Source organism: Pseudarthrobacter quantipunctorum (assembly GCF_045291495.1).
Classification (GTDB): Bacteria; Actinomycetota; Actinomycetes; order Actinomycetales; family Micrococcaceae; genus Arthrobacter; species Arthrobacter quantipunctorum.
In genome coordinates this window covers 1,152,465-1,177,939 of the sequence record NZ_CP148033.1, presented here as the reverse complement: position 1 = coordinate 1,177,939, position 25,475 = coordinate 1,152,465, and the positions used below count along the sequence as shown (strand labels likewise).

Sequence of the window (25,475 nt, the reverse complement as noted above, 5' to 3'; positions counted from 1 at the left end):
AAGGCCAGGGCGGCAGAGGCTGCCGCGAGGAAGGGAAGGGATTTGTGAAGACTGTCACGCAGGGGTCGGAACAAGGCCATCAATACGATGCTACCCCTGCACTAGACTTGAACCACCCGTTCGCCTGCCGGCAGCAGCCTGTCAGTGACGGCGTGAGCCAGCGGCAAACAGGACAGTTAGGACATGCGTGAAGATCGACTTCGCTACATCAAGGCAGTCAACCCTTGGTGTTGAATGGGAACTCGCGCTGGTGGACGGCCGGACGGGCGAACTCGCATCCGTGGCCAACGAGGTCCTCCGCGGCGTCGCTTCCCGCCACCCCGAACTGAACGAAGACGACGAGCATCCGCACATCAAGCAGGAACTCCTGCTGAACACCGTGGAACTGGTGACCGGTATTTGCGAAACCGCGGCCGAGGCCAAGGAAGACCTCAGCCGTTCGCTGACCGCCGTACGCGAGATCACCGATCCCATGGGCGTTGAACTGTTTTGCGCCGGAAGCCACCCGTTCAGCCCTCCGCAGCTGCAGCCGGTCACGGACAAGGCACGCTACGCGAAACTCATTGACCGCACCCAGTGGTGGGGCCGGCAGATGGTCATCTACGGCGTGCACGTCCACGTGGGGCTGGACCGCAGGGACAAGGTGCTGCCCGTGCTGGACGGGCTGGTCAACTACTTCCCGCACTTCCAAGCGCTGTCAGCATCCAGCCCGTTCTGGGGCGGCGAGGACACCGGCTACGCGTCCCAGCGTGCCCTGATGTTCCAGCAGCTCCCCACCGCCGGCCTGCCCTTCCAGTTCCACACCTGGGAGGAATACGAGTCCTATGTGCAGGACATGTTCACCACCGGCGTGATCGACACCCTCTCCGAGATCCGCTGGGACATCAGGCCGGTGCCGAACCTCGGCACCATCGAGATGCGGATCTGCGACGGCCTGGCCACCCTGGAGGAAGTGGGCGCCATCGCAGCCCTCACCCAGTGCCTGGTGGACGAGTTCTCCACCACCCTGGACAACGGCGGGACCATCCCCACCATGCCGCCCTGGCATGTCCAGGAAAACAAGTGGCGTGCTGCCCGCTACGGCATGGACGCCATCATCATCCTGGACGCCGCGGGCAAGGAGCAGCTGGTCACCGAGCACCTGCTGGAAACCCTCAACCGGCTCGAGCCCGTGGCCGCCAAGCTGCGCTGCACGGACGAGCTTGCCGACGTCGAGAAGATCATCCGCCGCGGTGCCGGCTACCAGCGCCAGCGCCGGGTCGCAGCCGAACACGGCGGCGACCTCCAGGCCGTGGTGCTGGACCTGGTCAAGCAGATGCGCAACGGCCCCACCGCCTGACCCGGCCCGCCCGGAAACGGGGCACTTCGACACGGGACACGCCCGCCGCCGTCGTGATGTACGACGGCGAGGCCCCCACAGTGCCCCGCGACGGTTCACCGGGTGTCCGGGGGTCCGGCCTTCCTCAGGCGGGCAGCGAGACCGACGTGACCGGCATGGACGAGTCCGGGGCGAAGCGGATGCCGCTGGGTTCCACTCCGGCCATCACCAGCTGGGCGCCCAGGGCAGCCACCATGGCGCCGTTGTCGGTGCACAGGTCCAGCGGCGGCACGTGCAGCCTGATCCCGGCTGAGGCGCAGCGCTGGCCGGTCAGCTCGCGGAGGCGTGAATTTGCCGCCACCCCGCCGCCCAGGAGTACGTCCTTGATGCCGTGTTCCCGGCAGGCCAGCACGGCTTTGGAGGAGATGATGTCCACCACGGCTTCCTGGAAGGCCGCTGCGATGTCAGCCACCGGAATCTCCTCCCCGCGTGCCTCGAACTGCTCCACGCACCGGGCCACCGCTGTCTTGAGGCCGCTGAAGGACCAGTCGTACCTGTGCCTGCCCGGTTCCTCGGCGGTGCCCATGTACTTGGGCTGGCTGAGTCCCCGGGGGAAGCGGATGGACTTCGGGTTGCCCGTGCGGGCCACCTTGTCGATGGCCGGACCTCCCGGATAGCCGAGGCCCAGGATGCGGGCCACCTTGTCGTAGGCTTCGCCGGCGGCGTCGTCGATCGTGGAACCCAGGAGCTCCACGTCGTCGGTGATGCTGTTGATCCGCAGGATTTCGGTGTGGCCGCCGGAGACCAGCAGGGCGCCGAGGTTCTCCGGCAACTCCTGTTTCCGGCCGCTTGTACGGTCGTCCAGCAACCCCACCCCGACGTGGGCCACGAGGTGGTTGATGGCGTACAGCGGCTTGCCCGTGGCCACGGCCAGGGCCTTGGCGGCGCAGACCCCCACCATGAGGGCTCCGGCCAGGCCGGGCCCCGAGGTGACTGCGATCGCGTCGACATCCTCGAGGGCCACGCCGGCGTCGGCGAGCGCCTGCTCCAGGGTGGGAACAAAGGCGTCCAGGTGGGCGCGGGAGGCGATCTCGGGGATGACGCCGCCGAACCGGACGTGCTCGTCCATGGAGGAGGACACGGTGTTGGTCAGCAGCGTGGTTCCGCGGACCACGCCCACGCCCGTTTCGTCGCAGGACGACTCAATGCCCAGCACCAGCGGCTGCGAGCGGTTCATGACCGGGGTCCTTCCGAGGTTGTTCCGTGTGCCGTTCCTTCGCCGGGTGCACCGGCGAGCTGAAGGCGCATGATCAGGGCGTCGACGCCGTCGCGGTAGTACCGGGGGCGGACGTGGATCTGCGCAAAACCGAACCGTACGTACAGCTGCTGCGCCCGCGGGTTGTCCGCTCGGACCTCCAGAAGCACGTCCGCCGCCCGCCTGCGCCGGGCCTCATCGATGAGGGCGGTGAGCAGCGTGGTGCCGATGCCGCGGCCCTCATATTCAGGCACGACGGCGATGGTCTGGACGTCCGCGATGGGCTCGATGCACATCAGGCCGGCATAGCCCACGATGCCGTCGCTGCCTTGCGCCACAAGGTAGCGCCGGGTTTCCGGCTGGGAGAGTTCGTCGAGGAACATCTGCAACGGCCAGGCATCCACCGGGAAGAGCCGCTGTTCCAGAGCGCTGACCGCGGGGACATCGTCCAGCGTCATGTCCCGGACAGTCACCTCCGCGCCGGGGCGGCCGGGTGCGTGCTTCACAGCGCCCTCTTCCGTGGTCCGGGGACCTGCGCGTCGGACTCCCGGAGGTACAGAGGCGTCGAGTCGAGAAGTCCGTTTCCTGCCGCGAGCCGCGCCAGCGCGAACTGGCCCAGGTACAAAGCATCCGGCTGTTCCTGCGCGAAGTCGGGATGGGCGTTCAGCGCATCCGCGTAAAGGCCGGCGCCGGCACCGAAGGCGGGCAGGTCCGGCAGGTCGGCGGCGAAGCTGACATGCGGGCCGTCCTCAAGGACGGGAAGCCTGCCTTCGGCCAGGCTGTAACGCGCCCAGTAGACCTCTTTGCGCCGCGCGTCCGTGGCCACCAGGAACTCGGGGACGGCCGCGTCGGATTCCGCCACTTCCAGGGCCATGGCGTCCAGGCTGACCAGTCCGTACAACGGTTTGCTCCAGACGAAAGCCAGGGTCCGTGCGGTGGCGATTCCGGACCGCAGTCCGGTGAACGGCCCGGGACCCACCCCCACCACCAGGGCGTCGATGTCCTTCCCGGTCACGCCTGCGTCTGCGAGCATCTCCTCGATCCCCGGGGCAAGCACCTCGGCATGGCTCCGGGTGTCCTCGGTGGAGAAGCTGGCGAGCACGCTTTCCGGCACGGCATCCGAAACCAGGGCGGCGCTGGCGACGGCGGAGGTGTCGATGGCCAGGATCAGCATCAGCGGGCCCCTTCCATGGCTGCACCAAGTTCCGGGGCTTCGGGCCACCGCGGGCCGTACCCGCGCATCACGATAGTGCGGGGCTCGTCCGCATCCTCGGTGTCGAAGTCCAGGCTGGCGGAAGGCTGCCCGTCGTCGAGTCCAACCGCCCGGTGCAAATCGATTTCCAGCCTGCTCTCGCTGAGGTGTTCCACCCGGTCCCGGCCCCACTCCACTACCGTCACGGAGGAGTCCATGGTGTTTTCCAGGTCGATGTCGTCAATCTCCGCGGCTGAGTCCAGCCGGTAGGCGTCCACGTGCACCAGGTCCGGGCCGCCGGGCCGCGGCCCGTGCGGCAGGTTGGGATGAATGCGGACCAGGACGAACGTGGGGGAAATGATGCCCTCCCGGACGCCCAGGCCTTCCCCCAGGCCCTGGGTGAACGTGGTTTTCCCGGCACCCAGCTCACCGCTGAGCACCAGCAGGTCCCCGGCCTGCAGGACCGCCGCGAGACGGAAGGCGAGCGCATGGGTCTGCTCCGCCGTCGTCGCTGTTAATACCGTTTCCCAATTGGGCTGCGGAGCCCCGCCGTTGGTGGTCACGAAAGCTTCTCCTGACTGGCCTTGGGGCTCCGGTCCTTTTCGTTGATGAAGCGCCGCGGCACCCTGGGGCTGATCCGGGTGACAATCTCGTAGTTGATGGTTCCGGCGGCACGCGCCCAGTCATCGGCGGTGGGGCCGCCGTCGGCTCCGTCCCCGAACAGCTCCGCCTCGGCACCCAGCAGATCCGCCCCCGCCAGTCCGGCGCGGCCGAGGTCGACGACCATCTGGTCCATGGCAATGCGGCCCACCACGGGGTAGGTCCTGCCGGCCACCCGCACGGGCCCCCCGGTGGCGCTCCGGGGAACCCCGTCCGCGTAACCCACCGGGATCAGGCCCAGCGTGCTGTCTCCCTGGGTGCGGTAGTGCAGGCCATAGGAGACGCCCTGCCCGTCCGGCACTTCCTTGCACTGGGATACGAGGGTCCGCAGCGTCATGGCGGGGCGGAGCCCCAGTTCGGCGGAACTCTGGCCGGCGAACGGGGACAGCCCGTAGATGCCCAGGCCCACGCGGACCAGGTCGAAGTGGGTGTCGGGCCGGGACAAGGTTGCCGGGGTGTTGGCCAAATGGCGGACCTCTGGGTCCACGCCGGCGTCCTCCGCCACGGCCAGGACTTCCCGGAACGTGGCCAGCTGCTGGTCTGTCTCGGGGCGCTCCGGCTCGTCAGCGACGGCCAGGTGGGAGAAGATACCCACCACGCGCAGCAGGCCCTGGTCCTGGTAATCCATTGCCTCGCCCACCAGCTGGTCCCAGCTGTCCACGGCGGCTCCGTTGCGTCCCAGCCCGGTGTCCACTTTCAGGTGGATGCGGGCCGGCCGCTCCTGTTCCCGGGCTGCGGCCACTATGCGGTCCAGTTCCCAGCCGGAGCAGCCAATGTCGACGCCGGCAGCCACGGCAGCGCCAAAGTTGCTTTCCGTGGTGTGCAGCCAGGCGAGCAGCGGCGCATCAATGCCGGCGGCCCGCAGCGCCAGGGCCTCAGAGATGTGGGCCACGCCCAGCCAGGACGCCCCCGCCTCCAGGGCCGCCCGCGCCACCGGGACGGCGCCGTGCCCGTACGCATCGGCCTTGACCACGGCCATGACTTTCGCCGGGGACGCAGCATCGGCAAGGCGGCGGACGTTGTGCCTGATGGCGTCGAGGTCGATCACGGCGGACCGTTCATAACGGGAGCCGTGTCCCGGGGCAGCACTGAATTCGCCGGTTGTTGCGGGGTAAGTCACCCTAGTGATTCTAGTGCGGGCGCTTCGGGCCGAATAATCGTCAGGCGTCGGAGAGGTGGGCGATGGTGGCTGCGGCCCTGCGCTGGGCGGCGAGCGGGACGTCCTGGATGATGTCGGCCAGGAAGCCGAACCGGCGCAGCCACTGGCTCATTTGCCGCTCCGGCCGTGCATTGGCGCGCTTCCACCAGTCGGCAATGTCCCCCCAGCCGGGGGCCGCCAGGGATCCACCCACTTCCTGCACCGCCAGCGACGCGCAGAGGTTGGCGAACCGCAGCCTGTCCCCCAGCGGCCAGCCGGCCAGGCTGCCAACGATGAACGCGGCGTCGAAACAGTCGCCCGCCCCGGTGGGGTCGTAGGCCTTGACCGGAAGCGACGGCACCCACTCTTCCTCCCCCGTTTCGGAGTCCACCGCCATGGCCCCCTGCGCGCCGAGCGTCACCACGGCCACCGGAACCCGGTCCGCGAGCGCATACAGCGCAGCCCAGGGATCGTCCTTCCCGGTGAACGCCATGGCCTCGCGCTGGTTGGGCAGGAACGCGTGGAAGTACTGCAGGTTGTCCAGCCGGACGGGCGCCCATTCGCCGCTGGGGTCCCAGCCGACGTCGCCGAACAGCTTGACCCCGGCCTGGTGGGCGGCCTTGGCCCAGGGCTCAATCTCGGTGCCTACTTCCGCGATGCCGGCGAGCGCGGCCGGCGGTTCCCCAATGAGTTCCGAAGAAGTGACGGGCGCCGCGTGCCCGTGCGTGACCATGGAGCGGTCCTTCTCCACGCAGAGCGAGACGGTGACGGGCGAGTGCCAGCCGGGCACTTTTTGCGACAGCGTAAGATCCACGTGCTCCTGGCCGGACAGGATTTTCCAGTTGAAATCCCCGTAGCCGTCGTCGCCAAACGCCGCGGCCAGCCCGGTCCGCAGCCCGAGCCGTGCCGCCGCGATGGCCTGGTTGGCTACGCCGCCTGGGCAGCTGCCCATCCCGTCGCTCCAGATTTCGGTGCCTGGCTCGGGAGCATGCGGGAGGCCGGTGAAAATGATGTCCTGGAAAACCGTTCCGGCCAGCAGCAGGTCAAACCCGGGAGCGGAGTGCGGCCGGACCGCCGCCAGGGGGTCGAAAGGGCGGGCTGGGATCGCGTCCATGTCCGCACACTACGCCCTGCCGCCGACATCCGGTAGGGGCTTGCCGGGCACGGGCCTAGACTGCTGGTTATGCGGCTTTTGATTGCCGGCGGCGGGGGTTTCCGGGTGCCGCTGATATACCGGGCGCTGGTCTCCGGCCGCTTCGCGGGGCTGGTCACCGGGCTGGTGCTGCACGACGTCGACCCCGCCCGGCTGAAGGCTGTCACCGCCGTCCTGCACAGCATGCCGGCCGGTCCCGGCGCCCGGGTCCCGGTCAACGCCACCACAGACCTGCCGCAGGCGTTGGCGGGTGCCGGGATGGTGTTCGCGGCCATCCGGCCCGGGGGCACGGCGGGACGTGTGGCGGACGAAAAAGTGGCGCAGGAACTCGGCCTGCTGGGACAGGAAACAACCGGCGCCGGAGGAATTTCCTACGCCCTGCGGACCATCCCGCACATGCTCAACCTGGCACGGCTGATGAAGGAGCACTGCCCGGACGCCTGGCTGATCAACTTCACCAACCCCGCCGGCATGGTCACCGAGGCGCTGCTGCCCGTGCTGGGCAGGAAGGTCCTGGGGATCTGCGACTCGGCGGGCGGCCTGGTGCAGCGGGCGGCGCGGGCGGCAGGTGTGCCGCTGCCGGAGGGAAGGCTCGACGGCGTGGGCTACTACGGCCTGAACCATCTGGGCTGGCTCTACCGGCTGGAGTCCGGAGGGCGGGACCTGCTGGCGCGGCTGCTGGCGGACCCGGTGGCCCTGGCCTCGTTCGAGGAGGGCCGGATCTTCCCCCAGCCGTTCCTGGCCGGCCTTGGCGCCCTGCCGAACGAATACCTCTATTACTACTACCGGCAGGACGCCGCCCGCGAGGCTATGCGCGCCATGGCCCGGACCCGCGGCGAAACCATCCACAGCCAGCAGGAAGAGCTGTACCCGCGGCTGGCCGCCGCCGGTGCCGGTGCGTTCCGGCTCTGGGAAGAAGCGCGCCGGTCCCGCGAGGAGGGCTACCTGGCCGAAGCCCGCACCCAGGGCGAGGAACGGGACGAGGCCGATCTGGCCGGCGGAGGCTACGAGCGGGTGGCCCTCGCCGCCATGCGTGCCCTGTCGGGGGCCGGCGACACACAGCTGATCCTGAACACCCGCAACTCCCCCGCACCCGGGGCGGACGCCGCGCCCGGCCCAACCAGGGCCCGGCCGACCGCGCCTGAACCGGCCATTCCGGGACTGCCTGCGGACGCCGTCGTCGAAGTTCCCTGCACGGTGACGGCCGACGGCGCGCTTCCGCTGCCCCAGCAGGCTCCCCCGGAACCGCAGCTGGGGCTGCTCCGGCAGGTCAAGGAGGTGGAGCGGCTCACCGTGCGGGCCGCCGTCGAAGGTGACCGCGATGCCGCCCTCGCGGCGTTCGCCGGGCACCCGCTGGTGGCCTCGGAGGAGCTGGCCCAGGCCTTGCTGGAGGGCTACGAACGGGAGTTCCCCGCGCTGCGGGACCTGTGGGGCCCGGCTGAACCGTGAGGGAGGAGTAGTGTTTTATCGGATGCGCACTCTACCGGCGCTGCCCGTACACGCCGGTAGCCGGAAGGAGGTCCCGTGGCACTGATCCGCAGGGTTGCTTTGCTCTCCCTCCACACCTCGCCCATGGAGCAGCCCGGGTCCGGGGACGCCGGCGGGATGAACGTGTACATCCGCGAACTGGCCTCAGCGCTGGCTGAAGCCGGTGTCGAGGTGGAAATCTTCACCCGCTCCACCTCGGCCAACCAGCCTGCCGTCGAGCACCCCGATCCCGGCGTCTGCGTACACAACGTCCTGGCCGGGCCGCTGAAGAAGATCCCCAAGGAAGAGCTGCCGGGCCTGCTGCACAGCATGGTGGCCGAGATCGAACAGATCCGCCGCCGGCAGCCGCACGGGCGCTACGACGTAATCCATTCCCACTACTGGGTCTCCGGGATTGCGGGCCTGGAGCTGTCCGAGCTTTGGGGTGTCCCGCTGGTGCACACCATGCACACCATGGCCAAGGTCAAGAACCTGCTGCTGGAATCAGGTGAGCAGCCCGAGCCGCGGCGGCGTGAACTGGGCGAGCACCACATCGTGGACGGTGCTGCCCGGCTCATCGCCAACACCAGTGCCGAGGCTGCCGAACTTGTCTCGCACTACGGCGCCACCTACGACCGGATCGACATTGCCCCGCCCGGAGTGGACCTGGGCACCTTCACGCCTGCCTTCCGGGCGCGGTCCAGGACCGAGCGGGGCATCAGCCCCGGGACGTTCCACCTGGTCTTCGCCGGGCGCATCCAGCGGCTGAAGGGACCCCAGGTCCTGGTCAAGGCCGCCGCGCTGCTGCGGAAGCGCCGCCCGGACATCGACCTCCGGGTCACCATCCTGGGGTCCTTAAGCGGCAACAAGGAGTTCAACCTCCGGCGGCTGGTTTCGGAGGCGGACATGGACGACGTCGTCACGCAGCTTCCCCCGGTGAAGGCACCTGAGCTGGCCGCCTGGTTCCGGGCCGCGGACGTGGTGGTCATGCCCTCCTTCAGCGAATCCTTCGGGCTGGTGGCACTCGAAGCGCAGGCCTGCGGCACGCCCGTGGTGGCCACACGGGTTGGCGGGCTGTCGCGGGCCATCTTCCACGGCCGGACCGGCCTGCTGGTGGACGGCCACCATGCCGCCGACTGGGCCGACGCCCTCGAGGCCCTCTATGACGATCCCGCCACCCGCGAGGACATGGGCCGGGCCGCTGCCATCAGGGCCCAGAACTCAGGGTGGGCCCGCACGGCCGCCATTACGCTCGAAAGCTACCATGCCGCCGTCGACAACTACGTGGGTGGCCGGCTGGTGCAAGCCTTTCCCGCGTCCTGACTGACCCCCCCACGGAAACTCACTCCCAAACAAAGGACAACGATGTCTTCCACCCCCAGTGACCTCGACATTGCCAGAGCAGCCCGGATCCGGCCCATCGAGGACATTGCGGCGGCCGCAGGCATCAATGCGGAGGCGCTGGAGCATTACGGGCGGTACAAAGCCAAGATTGATCCAGCGCGGCTTGACGCGCCGGCGCCGGCCGGGAAGGTGGTGCTGGTCTCGGCGATGTCCCCCACACCGGCAGGCGAGGGGAAGTCCACCACCACCGTGGGCCTCGCCGATTCGCTGGCACGGGCGGGCCACAAGGTGATGATCGCCCTGCGCGAGCCCTCGCTGGGCCCGGTCCTGGGCATGAAGGGCGGCGCCACCGGCGGCGGCTACTCCCAGGTGCTGCCCATGGACGAGATCAACCTCCACTTCACCGGCGACTTCCATGCCATCACGGCCGCCAACAATGCGCTCATGGCCCTGGTGGACAACCACATCTACCACGGCAACCAGCTCAATATCGACCCCCGGCGCATGACGTTCAAGCGGGTCCTGGACATGAACGACCGCGCCCTGCGCGAAGTGGTCATCGGGTTGGGCGGGCCCACCCAGGGCGTCCCGCGCCAGGACGGGTTCGACATCACCGTGGCGTCCGAGATCATGGCGGTCTTCTGCCTTGCCACCGACCTGGCGGACCTTCGCTCCCGGCTGGGCCGGATCACGTTCGGCTACACCTTTGACCGCTCGCCGGTGACCGTGGCCGATCTTGGTGTGCAGGGGGCGCTGACGCTGCTGCTGAAGGAGGCCGTCAAGCCCAACCTGGTGCAGACCATCGCCGGCACTCCTGCCCTGGTCCACGGCGGACCTTTCGCCAACATCGCCCACGGCTGCAATTCGCTGATTGCCACCCAGACGGCACGGCGGCTGGCGGACATTGTTGTGACGGAGGCGGGCTTCGGCGCCGACCTGGGCGCGGAAAAATTTATGGACATCAAAGCGCGGACCGGCGGCCTGGCGCCCTCGGCGGTGGTGGTGGTGGCAACGGTGCGGGCCCTCAAGATGCAGGGCGGGGTAGCAAAGAACCAGCTCACCGAACCGAACATCGCTGCCCTCGAGGCAGGGGTGGCCAACCTGCACCGGCACGTCCGGAACGTGGAAAAGTTCGGGGTGCCGCCCGTGGTGGCCATTAACAGGTTCTCCTCCGATTCCGCCGAGGAACTCGACTGGCTGCTGGCATGGTGCGCGGCAGAGGGAGTCCCGGCCGCCGTCGCCGACGTGTGGGGACGCGGCGGCGGTGGTGACGGCGGGGATGAACTTGCGGCCCTCGTGGCCAAGACGGTGGCCGGGCCAAACAACTTCCGTCACCTGTACGCGCTGGGGCTGCCGGTGGAGGACAAGATCCGGACCATCGCCCAGGAAATCTACGGGGCGGACGGGGTGGATTTCTCGGTGCCGGCCCTGAAAAGGCTGGCCGACATCGAGCGGAACGGCTGGGGCGGCCTCCCGGTGTGCATGGCCAAGACCCAGTACTCGTTCACGGATGACGCCTCCCGGCTGGGCGCCCCGAAGGGATTCACCATCCACGTGCGCGACCTGCTGCCCAAGACCGGCGCGGGCTTCATCGTGGCGCTGACCGGTGCGGTGATGACCATGCCCGGACTGCCCGTAGCCCCGGCGGCGATGCGCATGGACGTGGACGGCGACGGCAACCCGGTGGGCCTCGCCTGACCCCTGCGACCCTCTCTCACTTGATGTCGGCTTTCCGGCGACGCTCTCTCACTCGATGCGCGCTTTTTGCAGACGCTCTCTCACTCGATGTCGGCTTTCCGCCGACGCCCTCTCACTCGATGCGCGCTTTTTGCAGACGCTCTCTCACTCGATGTCGGCTTTCCGCCGACGCCCTCTCACTCGATGCGCGCTTTCCGGCGATCCTCTTGCACTTCCCGTGGGTCAGTGTCTCGTGGGGCAGCGGCTTTAGCGGTAACAGCGGTCCGCGTCAACCCGCCCCGAAGGCCTCCTCGACCGTTATGGAGACGTACAGCAAGGCGATGGACGACGTTGCCGGTCTCGACATTGCCGCAACGACCGCTCCGGAAAGCACCGACACGCTCATACTCACTGCCGCCGTCGGCCTGCATATGCACAGCCAGCTTCTACTCAAACTACTGGCACTCGCCCAGGCCAGCCACGCCATCCGCCGCTACGAGCATGGCGCTTGAACGTGTCACGCTCGCGATCAAGGTGCGCAGGCGTTGCGCAAACCTGCGGGAAGGGAGAGAAGGCTTCGGGCAGCCGCCACAACTGGGCCCCGCCGGTCAGTCGGTGGAACTGGTCCTGCTCACCAAGAGAATCAGCTGATATACATACTCCGGCTGGCCGGAGCCAGGCGGCGCGTTCCAGTCCCGGCTGATATAGACGGACACCTGAGTGCGGAAGTCGCCGACAGGTATGGTCTGGCATCCGAAGCTGCTAACGCCTTTCTCGACCGGGCTCTGTTCGTCGATGGAAAGATCGAGGCATACCGGGAACTTCAAAAGATAGCCGGACTCCGTGATCATGCGAACAACATCCGCAGCCTTCGGAGCATCGTAACGCTCCCAGATCCTTTGGATGCCCGGACAACGGACGGCGACGCAATAGGCTCCCGGCCCCTTGATGTTCTCTGTCGTCAGCGTCCATCCGTCACTCACCACGAACTGGTCGGCTGCCGCCCTGACGCGCGGGACCGCGGCGGCGCTCTTGTTGTAGTCCTCCGCAAGTAGCGCGGCTATCCCGGCGGAGGGGATGCCAAGGACACAGGCCGCGGCGATGACGCCCTTGTGCCACCCCTTCATGCTGCTCCCCCCGTCAGCGCCATTCCGGTCGGCTCAGTGTAGCGCCCGGCCTGCCCACCCAACGCAAACGCTCCCCCACCGAGGTGGACTGCTCCCCGGATGTTGGACTGAGAAATTCAGTTCCGACTTCCGGGAAGCAGTTCAACGGTGAGAGAGCGTCGCGTGGAAACCCACATCAATTGAGAGAGGATCGTCCGGAAACCGGCGTTAAGTGCGAGAGGGTTTCAGGGTGGGGGCAGGCTGGACGGGAGGGTTAGCGCTCGAGGTCGCCGCGGATGAAGGCTTCCACCTTTTCGCGGGCGAGGTCGTCGTTGAACTGCTCCGGCGGGGACTTCATGAAGTAGCTCGAGGCGGAGAGCAGCGGGCCGCCGATGCCGCGGTCGAGGCCGATTTTGGCGGCACGGATGGCATCGATGATCACGCCGGCGGAGTTGGGGGAATCCCAGACTTCCAGCTTGTACTCAAGCGACACAGGGGCGTCGCCGAAGTTGCGGCCTTCGAGGCGGACAAAGGCCCACTTTCGGTCATCCAGCCACTGGACGTAGTCGGACGGGCCGATGTGGACGTCCTTGGCGGCCAGTTCGGCTTCCACGTTGGAGGTGACGGCCTGGGTCTTGGAGATCTTCTTGGACTCCAGGCGGTCGCGCTCCAGCATGTTCTTGAAGTCCATGTTGCCGCCGACGTTCAGCTGGTACGTGCGGTCCAGGGTGACGCCGCGGTCCTCGAAGAGCTTGGCCATGACGCGGTGCGTGATGGTGGCGCCGATCTGGCTCTTGATATCGTCGCCCACGATCGGGACGCCGGCGGCGGTGAACTTGTCAGCCCACTCCTTGGTGCCGGCGATGAAGACGGGCAGGGCGTTCACGAAGGCCACGCCGGCGTCAATCGCGGCCTGGGCGTAGAACTCGGCTGCTGCCTGGGATCCAACGGGCAGGTAGCAGACCATCACGTCAACCTTGGCGTCCTTGAGCGCCTGCACAACGTCCACCGGCTCTTCGGTGGACTGCTCGATGGTCTCGAGGTAGTACTTGCCGAGGCCGTCGAGGGTGTGCCCGCGCTGGACGGTGACGCCGGTGGGCGGCACGTCGGCGATCTTGATGGTGTTGTTTTCGCTCGCCAGGATGGCATCTGCAAGGTCAACGCCGACCTTTTTGCCATCAACGTCAAACGCGGCGACGAACTCAACGTCACCCACATGGTACTGGCCGAACTCAACGTGCATCAGGCCCGGGATCGTGGCCTTGGGGTCGGCATCCTTGTAGTAGTGGACGCCCTGGACCAGCGAAGCGGCACAGTTTCCTACGCCGACGATTGCAACACGAATCGGATGAGAAGACACGGAACTCCTTTGAGGACAAACGTCAGCCCGCCGGTGCCGCGTCCGGGAGGGGACGACGGCGGTGCGGCAGGCTCTGCGCCAAAACGGCGCCTTTTCATAGTAACCAACAGAGTGGGACCCGGGGTTGTTCCCCGGTCCCACTCTGCGGAATCACCGTAACGGAATCAGGCCGGCTGCTTCCACAGGTTGATGTCCGACTCCACCGCGAACTCGTCGATGGCGTTCAGTTCGTCGGCGGTGAACGCGAGGTTGTTGATGGCGGACAGCGTGTCCTCCAACTGGCGCACACTTGAGGCGCCCACCAGGGCTGAGGTGACAGGCGAACCCTTGGGCTGGTCACGCAGGATCCAGGCGACCGCCATCTGGGCGAGGGACTGTCCGCGCCCTTCGGCGATCCTGTTGAGCCCCCGGATGCGGTCCAGCTTCTCCTCGGTGATGGCGTTCTCGGAGAGGAAACGGTCCTTGGCTGCCCGGGAATCTGCGGGGATGCCGTTCAGGTACCGGTCGGTGAGCATGCCCTGGGCGAGGGGTGAGAAGGCGATGGAGCCTGCACCCACCTGGTCCAGCGCTTCGTAGAGGTTGGGCGAAGCGTTCTCGGTCCACCGGTTGAGCATCGAGTAGCTGGGCTGGTGGATGAGCAGCGGCGTCCCGAGGTCCTTCAGGATGCGTGCTGCCTCGAGGGTCTGCTCGGGGGTGTAGGAGGAGATGCCTGCGTACAGGGCCTTGCCTGAACGGACGGCATAATTCAGCGCACCCATGGTCTCTTCCATTGGCGTTTCCGGGTCCGGCCGGTGGCTGTAGAAGATGTCCACGTAGTCCAGGCCCATGCGCTGCAGCGACTGGTCCAGGCTGGAGATCAGGTATTTGCGGGAGCCCCACTCACCGTACGGGCCGGGCCACATGTAGTAGCCGGCCTTGGTGGAGATGACGAGTTCGTCCCGGTAGGGCCTGAAGTCGTCCTGGAGGTGCCGGCCGAAGTTCGTTTCGGCTGATCCGTCCGGCGGGCCGTAGTTGTTGGCGAGGTCAAAGTGGTTGACGCCCAGGTCGAATGCGCGGCGCAGGATGGCCCGCTGCTCGTCGAAGCGCTTGTCATCGCCGAAGTTGTGCCACAGGCCAAGCGAGATGGCGGGCAGTTTGAGTCCGCTGCGGCCGACGCGGCGGTAGGGCATGGATTCGTAGCGGTCTTCCGCCGCGGAATAAGTCATGTATTCCATCCTGCCAGCTGTGACCCGCCCAACAGGCCAAGGCGGGAAAGTTACGCCGCGGGCTGACACCAGCCCGCGGCGTAACGCTGCCTGCACGGCGTCAGGACTTGACGATCAGCGCACTCCAGGGCGCCAGGGCGAGGGCTTCGCCGTCAAGGGTGCTGCCCTCGTCCGTGGCCAACAGGACGGTCCCGGCGACGTCCTCCAGCCGGACCTTGGCGTCTGAGAGGTTCAGCAGTACCTCAACGCTTCCGCGGCGGAAACGCAGCCAGCCGGCGTCGTCGTCGAACGTCACCTCCGTCTCGGTGAAGCCGAGGCCGGCAAGCTCCGGGTGCTCGCGGCGCAGCGCCGTGAGTGCACGGTAGAGCTCCAGCAGCCGGGCGTGGTCCCCGGCGGAGGCTTCGTCCCAGTTCAGCTTGGACCGGCGGAAGGTTTCCGGATCCTGGGGGTCGGGCACGACGGCGGGATCCCACCCCATGCGCTCGAACTCCTTGATCCGGCCTTCCGCGGTGGCCTTGCCCAGCTCGGGTTCCGGGTGGGAAGTGAAGAACTGCCAGGGTGTGCTCGCAGCGAACTCCTCGCCCATGAACAGCATGGGCGTGAACGGGGACGTCAGCGTGAGCACGGCTGCCATGGCAAGCTGCCCGTGGGAGAGCGACTGCGAGAGCCTGTCCCCCGTGGCGCGGTTGCCGATCTGGTCGTGGTTCTGGTTGCAGACCACCAGCGCCGCCGGGTGCACCAGCGAAGCGTCGATGGGCCGGCCGTGGTGCCGTCCGCGGAAGCTGGAGTAGCTGCCGTCGTGCAGGAAGCCGTCCTTCAGGACCTTCGCCAGGACCGCCAGGGACTGGAAGTCCCCGTAATAGCCGGTGGTTTCGCCGCTGACGCTGACGTGGACCGCGTGGTGGAAGTCGTCGCTCCACTGCCCGGCCAGCCCGTACCCGTTGGCGTCCCGCGGGTACAGCAGGCGCGGGTTGTTCAGGTCCGACTCGGCGATCAGGGTCTTCGGCAGCCCGGTCTCCGCAGCGACGGCGTCGCCCAGGGCACCGAACTCCTCGAGGATGTGCACGGCGCGCTCGTCCTTCAGCGCGTGCACAGCGTCCAGGCGGAGGCCGTCCACGTGGTAGTCCCGGAGCCAAAGGGCAAGGTTGTCCAGGATGTACTCCCGCACCACGTCGGAGCCGGGGCCGTCCAGGTTCACCGAGTCGCCCCAGGTGTTGGCGTCCCCCTGCTTGAGGTAGGGGCCGAACCTGGAGAGGTAGTTACCGCTCGGGCCGAGGTGGTTGTACACCACGTCCTGGATGACGCCCAGGCCGGCGGCGTGGGCAGCATCCACAAAGCGCTGGTAGGCCGCCGGCCCGCCGTAGCCTTCATGGACCGCGTACCACTGGACGCCGTCGTAGCCCCAGTTGTGGGTGCCGTTGAAGCCATTGACCGGGAGCAGCTCCACGAAGTCGATTCCCAGTTCCGCCAGGTATCCGAGCTTCCCTGCCGCCGCGTCCAGGGTCCCCTCAGGGGTGAACGTGCCGATGTGGAGTTCGTAGATTACCGAACCTTTGAGGTCCTTGCCCTTCCAGCCGGAGTCCTGCCAGGCATGGGCTGCGGGGTCGAAGGTCCTGGAGAGTTCATGGACGCCTGCGGGCAGGCGGCGGGACCGCGGATCGGGAATGGGGTGGGTGTCCCCGTCCAGCAGGTAGCCGTAGTCCACCTCGCCATCAGCCGGGGCGTCCGGGGCCGTCCACCAGCCTTCAGAGCCCGGCGCCGTGTCCTTTTCCATCATGGGGTACTGCCGGCCGCTGGCCAGCAGGACCACGGACGTGGCATCCGGAGCCCAGACATCGAAGCGCGCGGGGCCGCCATTCACAAGGGTCATGCCTTCTCTCCATCCACCGGTACGAGCAAAGCCACGGGGTAGGTATCCAGGACGTCGGCCACCGAAACGGGCCCAGGGCCGTAGTTGTTGCCGGTGAGTTCGTCGCGCAGGGCCGTGGGAAGTTCGACGGCGGTGTCCCGCCATCCGCCGTCGGCTGCCAGTCCGGCGGGAAGCCGGGTGGCCAAGGTCAGGGCACCCGTGGCACCGTCACCGCCGCGGTGGAATGCGACCAGATGCTCTGCCGCTGGACCGTTGGCTGTCACGGGGCTGTAGCCCTGGAACAGCTCGGGCCGGTCGCGGCGGAGCCGGAGCGCGCGGGAGGTGACCAGGAGCTTGCTGGTCTCCGTGCCCGCCGCTGGCAGGGTGCCGGCGTCGAGCTTGGCAAGCTCCTGCCGGCGGACCGCAAAGTCCACCGGGCGGCGGTTGTCGGGGTCGGTCAGGGACCGTTCCCAGAATTCGCTGCCCTGGTAGACGTCCGGGACGCCGGGCATGGTCAGCTGGACCAGCTTGGCGGACACGGAGTTGGACGCGGCGTAGGAATCGATCCGTGCCACGAAGTCCTCCACCACTTTGGTGACCCGGCCGTCGTCGAACGCTGCATCCACTGCAGCCTTCACAGCGGATTCGAAGTCCTCGTCGGGGCTGGTCCAGGTGGTGGAGTTGCCGGCTTCCCGGGCAGCCTTCTCGGCGTAACCCTGCAGCCGCTCCCGGCTGGCGGGCCAAGCCCCCACCACAGCCTGCCAGAGCAGGTTCTCGTAAGGGCCGTCCGGGATCGGGGCCAGTTCACGGAGGGTGTTCAGCGTTGCCGTCCACTCCTGCGGCAATTCGGCGATCACCGAGATCCGCGCCCGGGCGTCCTCGCTGCGCTTGGTGTCGTGCGTGGACATCGTGGTCATGGACAGGGGCAGTTCCTGCTGGCGCCGGGCCATCCGCTGGTGGAACTCGTCAGGCGAAACAGAGAATTCCGTCGGTTCGGCTCCCACTTCGGTCAGGGTGCCCAGCCGGGTGTAGCGGTAGAACGCGGTGTCTTCCACGCCCTTGGCCATCACCATGCCCGAGGTCTGCTGGAAGCGGACCGAAATCGCATTGGCGGGGTCAAGCAACAGCGGCAGCAGCGTGCCCACGGCAACCTCGAGATCGGGCCGCTGGGCCGCCGCGGATTCGCATGCTTCCTTGAGGATCCCGGCGCCGGTGGGCAGGTAGGTCCGGTACACCGGGAACGCAGCGATGATCTCGGCAATGGCATCGGCTGCCTGCTCCACCGCAAGCCCGTAGGACTCCGGAACCAGACGGGCCAGGCGCAGGACCTCGGACCGCAGGATCCCGTCCGCGATCATGCGCTTGGTGCCCCGGATCATCTCCGCGTAGTCCGCGGGGGTGTCGGAGCCGCGAAGCTTTGCGTCCAGCTCGTCCAGCGCCTGCTGGCCTGCGGGGTCCACGAACACCCGGTCCACGTCCGCGAGGGCGTCGTAGCCGGTGGTTCCCTCGGTGGCGAAGTCCTGGGGCAGGGTTTCGCCCGGCTCCAGGATTTTTTCCACCAGGACGTAGGCTCCGCCGCTGAGGTCCTTCAGCCAGCGCAGGTAGCCGGAGGGGTCGGCCAGGCCGTCCGGGTGGTCCACCCGGAGGCCGTCCACCAGCCCTTCATTGAACCAGCGGCCCACCTCGGCGTGTGCTTCCTCAAAGACCCTCGGCGTTTCCACCCGGATCCCGGCCAGTGTGGTGACCGCGAAGAAACGCCGGTAGTTCAGCTCCGCGTCCGCCCGGCGCCAGTCCATCAGCTCATAGTGCTGGCGGCTGTGCACTTCCTGGGGTGAATCGCCGTCGGAGTAGCTTCCGGAGGCCAGCGGGAACCGGTGGTCGTAGTAGCGGAGCTCGCCGTCCTTGATTTCCAGCTTGTCCAGGTCATCATCGGAGCCAAGCATGGGCAGCCGGATCTTCCCGCCTGCCAGGTCCCAGTCGACGTCGAAGGCTTCGGCGTAGGGCGAGCCCTGCCCTTCCTTCAGCAGGGACCACCACCAGGGGTTCTGCACGGGCGTGGCGACGCCCACGTGGTTGGGCACGATGTCCACCAGGACACCCATGCCGTGCTCGCGGGCAGCCTTGGACAGGGCGAGCAGGCCCTCGAGGCCGCCCCGCTCCGGGTCCACCGCGGAGGGGTCGGTCACGTCATAGCCGTGGTCCGAGCCCTGCTCCGCGGTCAGGATGGGCGAGAGGTAGACCCAGTCAGCGCCGAGGTCCTTCAGGTACGGGACCTGTTCGGCGGCATCGAACAGGGTGAAGCTGCGGCGGATCTGCAGGCGGTAGGTGGATGCGGGGACCCTCACTTTGCCGTAGCCTTCCGCTCCCCGATCTTGGTGGTTTTTCCGGGCTCGGCCACCATAGGGGTGGTGAGCGATTCCGTCTCGCTGGTGGAGGTCTGGGTCAATGCCGCGAGGGAGGCCGCCACGGAGTGGTCGGGTTCAACTTCCTCGACGGTGTGCGCACGGAGGACCACCAGGGACTTGGCTTCCACCGGCAGCGGCTTTCCGGCAGCCACCGGTTCCGTGTCCGCGTTCTGCCCGGCGGTGTCGATGATGACGTCCCAGGCCGGAGCATACTCGTCGGAAGGCAGGGTGAACTTCACGGTGTCATCGTGGGCGTTGAAGTACAGCAGGAAGTTCACGTCGGTGATCCTCCGGCCGCGGCTGTCCTTGCCCTGGATGCCGTGGCCGTTCAGGAATACACCCACGGACCGGCCAAACCCGCTGTCCCAGGCCTCGGGCTTCATGTTCTCGCCCTCCGGGTCCAGCCATACGATATCCGGCAGCCGTTCGCCCTCGCCCCGCAGTACCGGGCGTCCGTCGAAGAAGCGGCTGCGGCGGAAGGTGGGGTGCTTGGCGCGGAGCGCGTTGACGGCCGCCGTGAACTCGATCAGCGGCTGGTCCACGGTGTCCCAGTTAATCCAGGTCAGCTCGGAGTCCTGGCAGTAGCCGTTGTTGTTGCCCTGCTGGGTGCGTCCCATTTCGTCGCCGTGCAGGAGCATGGGGACGCCCTGGGACAGCAGCAGCGAGGCGATGAAGTTGCGCTGCTGGCGGGCGCGGAGGCCAAGGACTTCGGGATCGTCCGTGGGACCTTCAACGCCGCAGTTCCAGGACCGGTTGTGGGATTCGCCGTCGTTGTTGTCCTCGCCGTTGGCGTCGTTGTGCTTCTCGTTGTAGGACACCAGGTCCGCGAGGGTGAAGCCGTCGTGCGCGGTGACGAAGTTGATGGACGCCACGGGGCGGCGGCCGGAGTGCTCGTACAGGTCAGCGGAACCGGTGATGCGGGAGGCAAACTCGCCCAGGGTGGCGGGCTCGCCGCGCCAGAAGTCGCGGACGGTGTCGCGGTACTTGCCGTTCCATTCCGTCCACTGCGGCGGGAAGTTGCCCACCTGGTAGCCGCCGGGTCCAACGTCCCACGGCTCGGCGATGAGCTTGACCTGGGACACTACCGGGTCCTGCTGGATGAGTTCGAAAAAGGTGGACAGCTTGTCCACGTCATAGAATTCGCGGGCCAGGGTGGAGGCGAGGTCGAACCGGAAGCCGTCCACGTGCATCTCAGTAACCCAGTAGCGCAGCGAGTCCATGAGCAGCTGCAGGGAGTGCGGCTGGCGGACGTTCAGGGAGTTGCCCGTGCCGGTGTAGTCCATGTAGTGCTTCTCGTCGCCCTCCATCAACCGGTAGTAGGCGGCGTTGTCGATGCCTTTGAAGGACAGGGTGGGGCCCAGGTGGTTGCCTTCCGCGGTGTGGTTGTACACCACGTCCAGGATGACCTCGATGCCGGCTTTGTGCAGGGAGCGGACCATGGCCTTGAAGTCCTGGACCTGCTGGCCGGTGTCCCCGGTGGAGCTGTAGGTGTTCTGCGGGGCGAAGAAGCCGATGGTGTTGTAGCCCCAGTAGTTGTTCAGGCCCTTGTCCTGCAGGGTGCCGTCATTGACGAACTGGTGCACGGGCATCAGTTCGATGGCGGTGACGCCGAGCTTCTGCAGGTGGGAGATGACGGCGGGGTGCGCCACGCCGGCGTAGGTGCCGCGCTGTTCTTCGGGGATTTCCGGGTGCAGCTGGGTGAGGCCCTTGACGTGGGCTTCGTAGATCACGGACTGGTGGTACGGAATCCGGAGGTTCTGGTCGCCGTCCCAGTCGAAGAACGGGTTGATGACCACGCCCATCATCATGTGGCTCGCGGAGTCCTCGTTGTTGATGGAGTCCGGTTCGCCCAGGTTGTAGGTGAACAGCGAGGGATCCCAGTCGACCTGGCCGTGGACGGCCTTGGCGTAGGGGTCCAGCAGGAGCTTGTTGGGGTTGAAGCGGTTGCCGGAGGCAGGATCGTACGGGCCGTGGACCCGATAGCCGTACTTCTGTCCGGGCTGGACCTGCGGTATGTAGCAGTGCCAGACGTAACCGTCCACCTCGTCCAGCTCGATGCGGGTTTCCTTGCCGTCCTCATCGAAAAGGCAAAGTTCGACTTTTTCTGCTCGTTCGCTGAACAGGGCAAAGTTGGTGCCGGTTCCGTTATAGGTGGCGCCAAGGGGATAAGCCGATCCGGGCCAGACTTCCATAATGCTCCTCTTTGTGATTCGGCAGCAGTAGAGCAGGCGCGCCCTGCTGCCGGTGCGAACTAATGCCTACCGTAACGGTTGGGTGTGACTATTACGTTTCCGCGCCCCTGGGTTACTAAGCGTGCTTACTTTACCCCAAGTCTGGGGTAAGGAGTCTGCGATGCCTCCCGCGGTGACCGGTCCCCCGGCGCTGGCGTCCGACGCCGACCGTCCGGCTTTGCCGTGCAGGGCGGCTCCCAGCGCGGCAATGGCGGCCCAGCGCACATCCGGTTCCACGCCCGCCTTCCTGAAGCGCCCGACGTCGGACCCCGCCTGGGCGAGCAGCGCACCGATGACGCCGGCCAGGACGTCGCCGCTGCCGGCCGTTGCCAGCCATGGCGTGCCGTCTGCCTGGCTGAAGATATCGCCTGAGGGGGCTGCCACAAGGGTGGTGGCTCCTTTGAGCAGCACGGTGGCGCCGGTCAGTTCCGAGGCGCGGCGTACCGCGGCCAGGGTTCCGCCTTCCACCACGTCCCGGTCCTCGGATCCGCCCAGGCGTTGCAGCAGCGATGCCAGCTCTCCGGCGTGGGGCGTGAGGACCACGTGGGGGCCAAGGAATTCGGGAAGAGCGGGAAGGGCGCCGGCGTCCGCTACAACGGGCAGGCCGGAGTCCACGGCGTCACGGGCCCGCTGGAGCTGGTCATGGTGCTCCGGACCCATGCCGGACCCCACCAGCCAGGCCTGCACCCGGTTGTCCGCAACGCCGCCGGTGCTGCAGACCACCTCAGGGCATGCCTGCCTCACCAGGTCCGCGACTTCGGGCGGGCCGAGGTAGCGGACCATCCCCACGCCCGCTGCCAGGGCGCCCCGGCAGGCCAGCACCGCGGCCCCGGGATAGTCCACGGAGCCCGCAACAACTCCCAGCACTCCGCGGGAGTACTTGTGGGCGCGCCGGGCAGGGTGCGGCAGCAGCCGGGCCAGGTCCGCCTCGTCGAGCCGGCGGAGCGAAGGCTGCGGCAGGTACTCCTCGATGCCGATGGGCACCACCAGCACCCGGCCGGCATGGTCGGCCCCGGGGTCGGCCAGCAGTCCGCTTTTGGCGCCGCCGAAGGTGACGGTCAGGTCCGCCGGGAGCACCGGCTGGAAAACCTCGCCGGTATCGGCGCCCAGGCCGCTGGGAAGGTCGCAGGCCACCACGAGCGCCTGTCCGCGGCCGGCTGCCAGAAGCCCGGTGACGGCGGCAACCAGGCTGGCAGCACTCCCCCGCAGCCCGCCTTTGGCGCCTGTGCCCAGAACGGCATCTATGACGACGTCGGCGCGCGCCGCTTCTGTGGCGAGTTCGGCCGGTGCCACCCCGGCAAGACGGTGCACCCGGCCGCCGGCACGCTCAAAAGCAGCCAGTGCCTGGGGGTGGGCGGTGTCTCCGGTGAGCACCGCCGTCGTACGCATTCCCCGTGCGGCGAGGAAGGACGCGGCGTACAGGCCGTCCCCGCCGTTGTTGCCCTTGCCCGCGAGGACGCAGACGCTGGCGCCGTAAATGCCCAGTCCACGGGACCGGCGTTCCATGATGACGGCGTTGGCCAGGCCGTAGGCCGCGCGCTGCATGAGGACGTCCCCCAGTCCGGCGGCGAGGAGCGGTTCCTCAGCCTGGCGGACCTGGGTTCCGGTGTAGGCGCTGATCACGGAGTCGGTTTCCCTTGGGGCCGGAGCGTGGTCAGCCTTCGGCCAGGACGGTGGCCGTAGCGATCCCGCCGTCGTGGCTCATGGAGAGGTGCCAGCGCTTGACACCCTTGGCCTCGGCGACCGCCAGTACGGTGCCCTTGACCTGCACGGTGGGTCCGTTCTGGTCCAGGCCGATCCAGCAGTCCTGCCAGTTCATGCCGGCAGGCGCACCGAGGACTTTGGCAACAGCTTCCTTGGCGGCAAACCGGGCAGCCAGTGACCGGGTGTTCAGCTCACGCTCGGCGGGAACGAACAGCCGGTCCCGGAGGCCGGGGGTGCGTTCAAGCTGGCGGCCGAACCGCTCGATGTCTACAACGTCTACGCCAATGCCAACAATCATGGCACTACTCTACGTGGATGGCCCTGGCCCGCCGTGCGCAGCGCGCCTGGCCACGCTCCGGATATGAAGGAAGCCCCGGGCTCTGGGCCCAGGGCTTCCCTGTTGAATCAATACCGAAATCCGTCCGGCAGACCGCTACTCGACCGTGACGCTCTTGGCGAGGTTGCGGGGCTGGTCCACGTCGTAGCCCTTGGCCTGGGCCAGTTCCGCGGCGAAGATCTGCAGCGGGACGGTGGTCAGCAGGGGCATGAGCAGGGTGGGGGTTTCGGGGACGTAGAAGACGTACTCGGCGTAGGCCTTCACGGCCTCGTCGCCTTCCTCGGCGATGACCAGGGTGCGGGCGCCGCGGGCGCGGACTTCCTGGATGTTGGAGACCACCTTGGCGTGCAGGGAATCGCGGCCGCGCGGGGACGGGACCACCACGAACACCGGCTGGCCTTCATCGATCAGGGCGATCGGGCCGTGCTTGAGCTCACCGGCGGCGAAGCCCTCGGCGTGGATGTAGGCGATTTCCTTCAGCTTCAGCGCGCCTTCCAGCGCCACCGGGTAGCCGACGTGGCGGCCCAGGAACAGGACCGACTTCTCATTCGCCATGCTGCGGGCCAGTTCCCGGAGCGGTCCGGCGTTGTCCAGGATCTTCTGGATCTTCGCCGGGATCTTGTTCAGGTCCGCGAGGACGTCCTTGATCTGGCCAGAGAAGATGTTTCCGCGCAGCTGTGCCAAATACAGGCCCAGCAGGTACGCGGCGGTGATCTGTGCCAGGAACGCCTTGGTGGAGGCCACCGCGATCTCCGGGCCCGCGTGCGTGTAGAGCACGGCGTCGGATTCACGCGGGATGGTGGAGCCGTTGGTGTTGCAGATGGAGATGGTCTTCGCGCCCTGTTCCCGGGCGTAGCGGACAGCCATCAGGGTGTCCATGGTCTCCCCGGACTGGCTGATGGACACCACCAGGGTGTTCGCATCCAGGATCGGGTCCCGGTAGCGGAACTCGTGCGCGAGCTCCACCTCGGTGGGGATCCGGCACCAGTTCTCGATCGCGTACTTCGCCACCATGCCCGCGTACGCGGCGGTGCCGCAGGCCAGCACGATGATCTTGTTGACCTGCTTCAGCAGTGCGGGGTCGATCCGGAGCTCGTCCAGGGTCAGTTTGCCGTTGATGTCCGAGCGGCCCAGCAGGGTCTGCGCCACGGCGTCGGGCTGGTCATGGATTTCCTTCTCCATGAAGGAGCTGAAGCCGCCCTTTTCGGCCGAGGCCGGGTCCCAGTCCACGTGGTATTCCTTGCCCGCGGCCGGGTTGCCAAAGAAGTCGGTGATCTCCACGGTGTCCGCGGTGATGGTGACGATCTGGTCCTGCCCCAGCTCCACAGCGCGTCGGGTGTAGTCGATGAACCCGGACACGTCCGAGCCCAGGAAGTTCTCGCCCTCGCCCAGGCCCACCACCAGGGGTGAGTTCCGGCGGGCGGCCACCACGACGTCGGGCTGGTCAGCATGTACGGCCAGGAGCGTGAAGGCGCCCTCCAGGCGCTGGCAGGCCAGTTCCATGGCACGGGTCAGGCGGCCGTCGGCGGTGTCCCCGGCGAGCTTGTTCCGGTAGATGTCAGCCAGCAGTGCCGCGGCAACCTCGGTGTCCGTCTCGGACAGGAAGGTCACGCCTTTGTCCAGCAGCTCGAGCTTGAGCTCGGCGAAGTTTTCGATGATGCCGTTGTGGATCACGGCGAGCTTGCCGCCGTCGGCCAGGTGCGGGTGCGCGTTCCGGTCCGTCGGCCCGCCATGCGTGGCCCACCGGGTATGCCCGATCCCCGTCACCGTCTCCGGCAGCGGGTGCGCCTCCAGCTCGGCAATCAGGTTGCTCAGCTTCCCCGACTTCTTCCGCGACTCGATGGCGCCCTTGGACACCACGGCAACCCCGGCGGAGTCGTAGCCCCGGTACTCCAGGCGGCGCAGTCCCTCAAGAACAACATCCAGCGCGCTGTGACCGGCAATTCCGCCGTCGACTGAACGGCCCACATATCCCACGATTCCACACATAGGCTTAAGACTATCGGCAGGGGCGCCCCAGATCTAAACCGGCTGCCGTTCCTTGCAGAGGCGGAATGTTGCGGTTGGCGCCGCG

The 25,475-nt window shown here is 67.5% G+C and carries 20 protein-coding genes; 5 read left to right on the top strand and 15 right to left on the bottom strand.

Features of this window, described 5'->3' with window-relative positions; translation table 11 throughout:
- Nucleotides 1-187: 187 nt before the first annotated feature.
- Nucleotides 188-1,339: a glutamate--cysteine ligase gene (locus WHH00_RS05430; RefSeq protein WP_231454717.1), complete on the top strand. Its 1,152-nt coding sequence runs from the start codon at nucleotides 188-190 to the stop codon at nucleotides 1,337-1,339.
- A gap of 124 nt (nucleotides 1,340-1,463) precedes the next feature.
- Here the strand turns inward: WHH00_RS05430 and tsaD are convergent, their stop codons facing one another.
- From tsaD to WHH00_RS05400, 6 genes are read right to left on the bottom strand one after another with little or no spacing between them, the layout of a single operon-like run.
- A complete protein-coding gene (tsaD, locus tag WHH00_RS05425) occupies nucleotides 1,464-2,555 on the bottom strand; it encodes a tRNA (adenosine(37)-N6)-threonylcarbamoyltransferase complex transferase subunit TsaD (protein WP_406637164.1) in 1,092 nt (363 codons plus the stop codon).
- Nucleotides 2,552-3,031, bottom strand: a complete 480-nt coding sequence (gene rimI, locus WHH00_RS05420) for a ribosomal protein S18-alanine N-acetyltransferase (protein WP_406638501.1) — start codon at nucleotides 3,029-3,031, stop codon at nucleotides 2,552-2,554. The genes tsaD and rimI overlap by 4 nt, the downstream gene beginning before the upstream one ends.
- A 44-nt stretch (nucleotides 3,032-3,075) precedes the next feature.
- A complete protein-coding gene (tsaB, locus tag WHH00_RS05415; protein ID WP_400513896.1) occupies nucleotides 3,076-3,747 on the bottom strand; it encodes a tRNA (adenosine(37)-N6)-threonylcarbamoyltransferase complex dimerization subunit type 1 TsaB in 672 nt (223 codons plus the stop codon).
- A complete protein-coding gene (gene tsaE / locus WHH00_RS05410; RefSeq protein WP_406637162.1) occupies nucleotides 3,747-4,328 on the bottom strand; it encodes a tRNA (adenosine(37)-N6)-threonylcarbamoyltransferase complex ATPase subunit type 1 TsaE in 582 nt (193 codons plus the stop codon). Before tsaE ends, tsaB begins: the two co-directional genes overlap by 1 nt.
- The gene (gene alr / locus WHH00_RS05405) at nucleotides 4,325-5,545 is read right to left on the bottom strand and encodes an alanine racemase (protein ID WP_406637160.1); all 1,221 of its coding nucleotides are present in this window, start codon (nucleotides 5,543-5,545) and stop codon (nucleotides 4,325-4,327) included. Before alr ends, tsaE begins: the two co-directional genes overlap by 4 nt.
- Nucleotides 5,546-5,585: 40 nt before the next feature.
- Nucleotides 5,586-6,677 (bottom strand): carbohydrate kinase family protein, encoded by a 1,092-nt coding sequence (locus WHH00_RS05400; protein WP_406637158.1) that lies wholly within the window; start codon nucleotides 6,675-6,677, stop codon nucleotides 5,586-5,588.
- A gap of 69 nt (nucleotides 6,678-6,746) precedes the next feature.
- Here WHH00_RS05400 and WHH00_RS05395 point away from each other — a divergent pair, with 69 nt between their 5' ends.
- The 4 genes from WHH00_RS05395 (at nucleotide 6,747) to WHH00_RS05380 (ending at nucleotide 11,716) form a co-directional block, all read left to right on the top strand.
- Nucleotides 6,747-8,165 (top strand): 6-phospho-beta-glucosidase, encoded by a 1,419-nt coding sequence (locus tag WHH00_RS05395; protein ID WP_406637156.1) that lies wholly within the window; start codon nucleotides 6,747-6,749, stop codon nucleotides 8,163-8,165.
- A 75-nt stretch (nucleotides 8,166-8,240) separates the two neighbouring features.
- Nucleotides 8,241-9,506: a D-inositol-3-phosphate glycosyltransferase gene (mshA, locus tag WHH00_RS05390; RefSeq protein WP_231454724.1), complete on the top strand. Its 1,266-nt coding sequence runs from the start codon at nucleotides 8,241-8,243 to the stop codon at nucleotides 9,504-9,506.
- A gap of 42 nt (nucleotides 9,507-9,548) precedes the next feature.
- On the top strand, nucleotides 9,549-11,225 hold the full coding sequence (locus WHH00_RS05385) for a formate--tetrahydrofolate ligase (RefSeq protein ID WP_406637154.1): 1,677 nt from the start codon (nucleotides 9,549-9,551) through the stop codon (nucleotides 11,223-11,225).
- 299 nt (nucleotides 11,226-11,524) lie between these two features.
- Nucleotides 11,525-11,716, top strand: coding sequence for a hypothetical protein (locus tag WHH00_RS05380; protein ID WP_406637152.1), 192 nt, complete (start codon nucleotides 11,525-11,527; stop codon nucleotides 11,714-11,716).
- A gap of 96 nt (nucleotides 11,717-11,812) precedes the next feature.
- Here the strand turns inward: WHH00_RS05380 and WHH00_RS05375 are convergent, their stop codons facing one another.
- The 9 genes from WHH00_RS05375 to glmS form a co-directional block, all read right to left on the bottom strand.
- Nucleotides 11,813-12,331 carry a hypothetical protein gene (locus WHH00_RS05375; RefSeq protein WP_406637150.1) on the bottom strand — a complete coding sequence of 173 codons (519 nt, stop codon included), beginning with the start codon at nucleotides 12,329-12,331 and terminating at the stop codon, nucleotides 11,813-11,815.
- A 253-nt stretch (nucleotides 12,332-12,584) separates the two neighbouring features.
- The gene (locus tag WHH00_RS05370; RefSeq protein WP_231454729.1) at nucleotides 12,585-13,670 is read right to left on the bottom strand and encodes an inositol-3-phosphate synthase; all 1,086 of its coding nucleotides are present in this window, start codon (nucleotides 13,668-13,670) and stop codon (nucleotides 12,585-12,587) included.
- A gap of 164 nt (nucleotides 13,671-13,834) precedes the next feature.
- Entirely contained in the window at nucleotides 13,835-14,875 is a 1,041-nt protein-coding gene (mgrA, locus tag WHH00_RS05365; protein ID WP_406637148.1) for an L-glyceraldehyde 3-phosphate reductase, read from the bottom strand.
- 100 nt (nucleotides 14,876-14,975) lie between these two features.
- A complete protein-coding gene (gene treZ / locus WHH00_RS05360) occupies nucleotides 14,976-16,745 on the bottom strand; it encodes a malto-oligosyltrehalose trehalohydrolase (protein WP_406637146.1) in 1,770 nt (589 codons plus the stop codon).
- Complete coding sequence (gene treY, locus WHH00_RS05355) at nucleotides 16,742-19,069, bottom strand: malto-oligosyltrehalose synthase (protein WP_406637143.1); 2,328 nt, start codon at nucleotides 19,067-19,069, stop codon at nucleotides 16,742-16,744. The genes treZ and treY overlap by 4 nt, the downstream gene beginning before the upstream one ends.
- On the bottom strand, nucleotides 19,066-21,321 hold the full coding sequence (glgX, locus tag WHH00_RS05350) for a glycogen debranching protein GlgX (RefSeq protein WP_406637141.1): 2,256 nt from the start codon (nucleotides 21,319-21,321) through the stop codon (nucleotides 19,066-19,068). The genes treY and glgX overlap by 4 nt, the downstream gene beginning before the upstream one ends.
- A 66-nt stretch (nucleotides 21,322-21,387) precedes the next feature.
- Entirely contained in the window at nucleotides 21,388-22,983 is a 1,596-nt protein-coding gene (locus WHH00_RS05345; protein WP_406637139.1) for an NAD(P)H-hydrate dehydratase, read from the bottom strand.
- A 31-nt stretch (nucleotides 22,984-23,014) separates the two neighbouring features.
- Nucleotides 23,015-23,362, bottom strand: a complete 348-nt coding sequence (locus tag WHH00_RS05340) for a holo-ACP synthase (RefSeq protein ID WP_066277757.1) — start codon at nucleotides 23,360-23,362, stop codon at nucleotides 23,015-23,017.
- Between the two features lie 135 nt (nucleotides 23,363-23,497).
- Nucleotides 23,498-25,390, bottom strand: a complete 1,893-nt coding sequence (gene glmS / locus WHH00_RS05335) for a glutamine--fructose-6-phosphate transaminase (isomerizing) (protein ID WP_231454735.1) — start codon at nucleotides 25,388-25,390, stop codon at nucleotides 23,498-23,500.
- Nucleotides 25,391-25,475 lie beyond the last annotated feature (85 nt).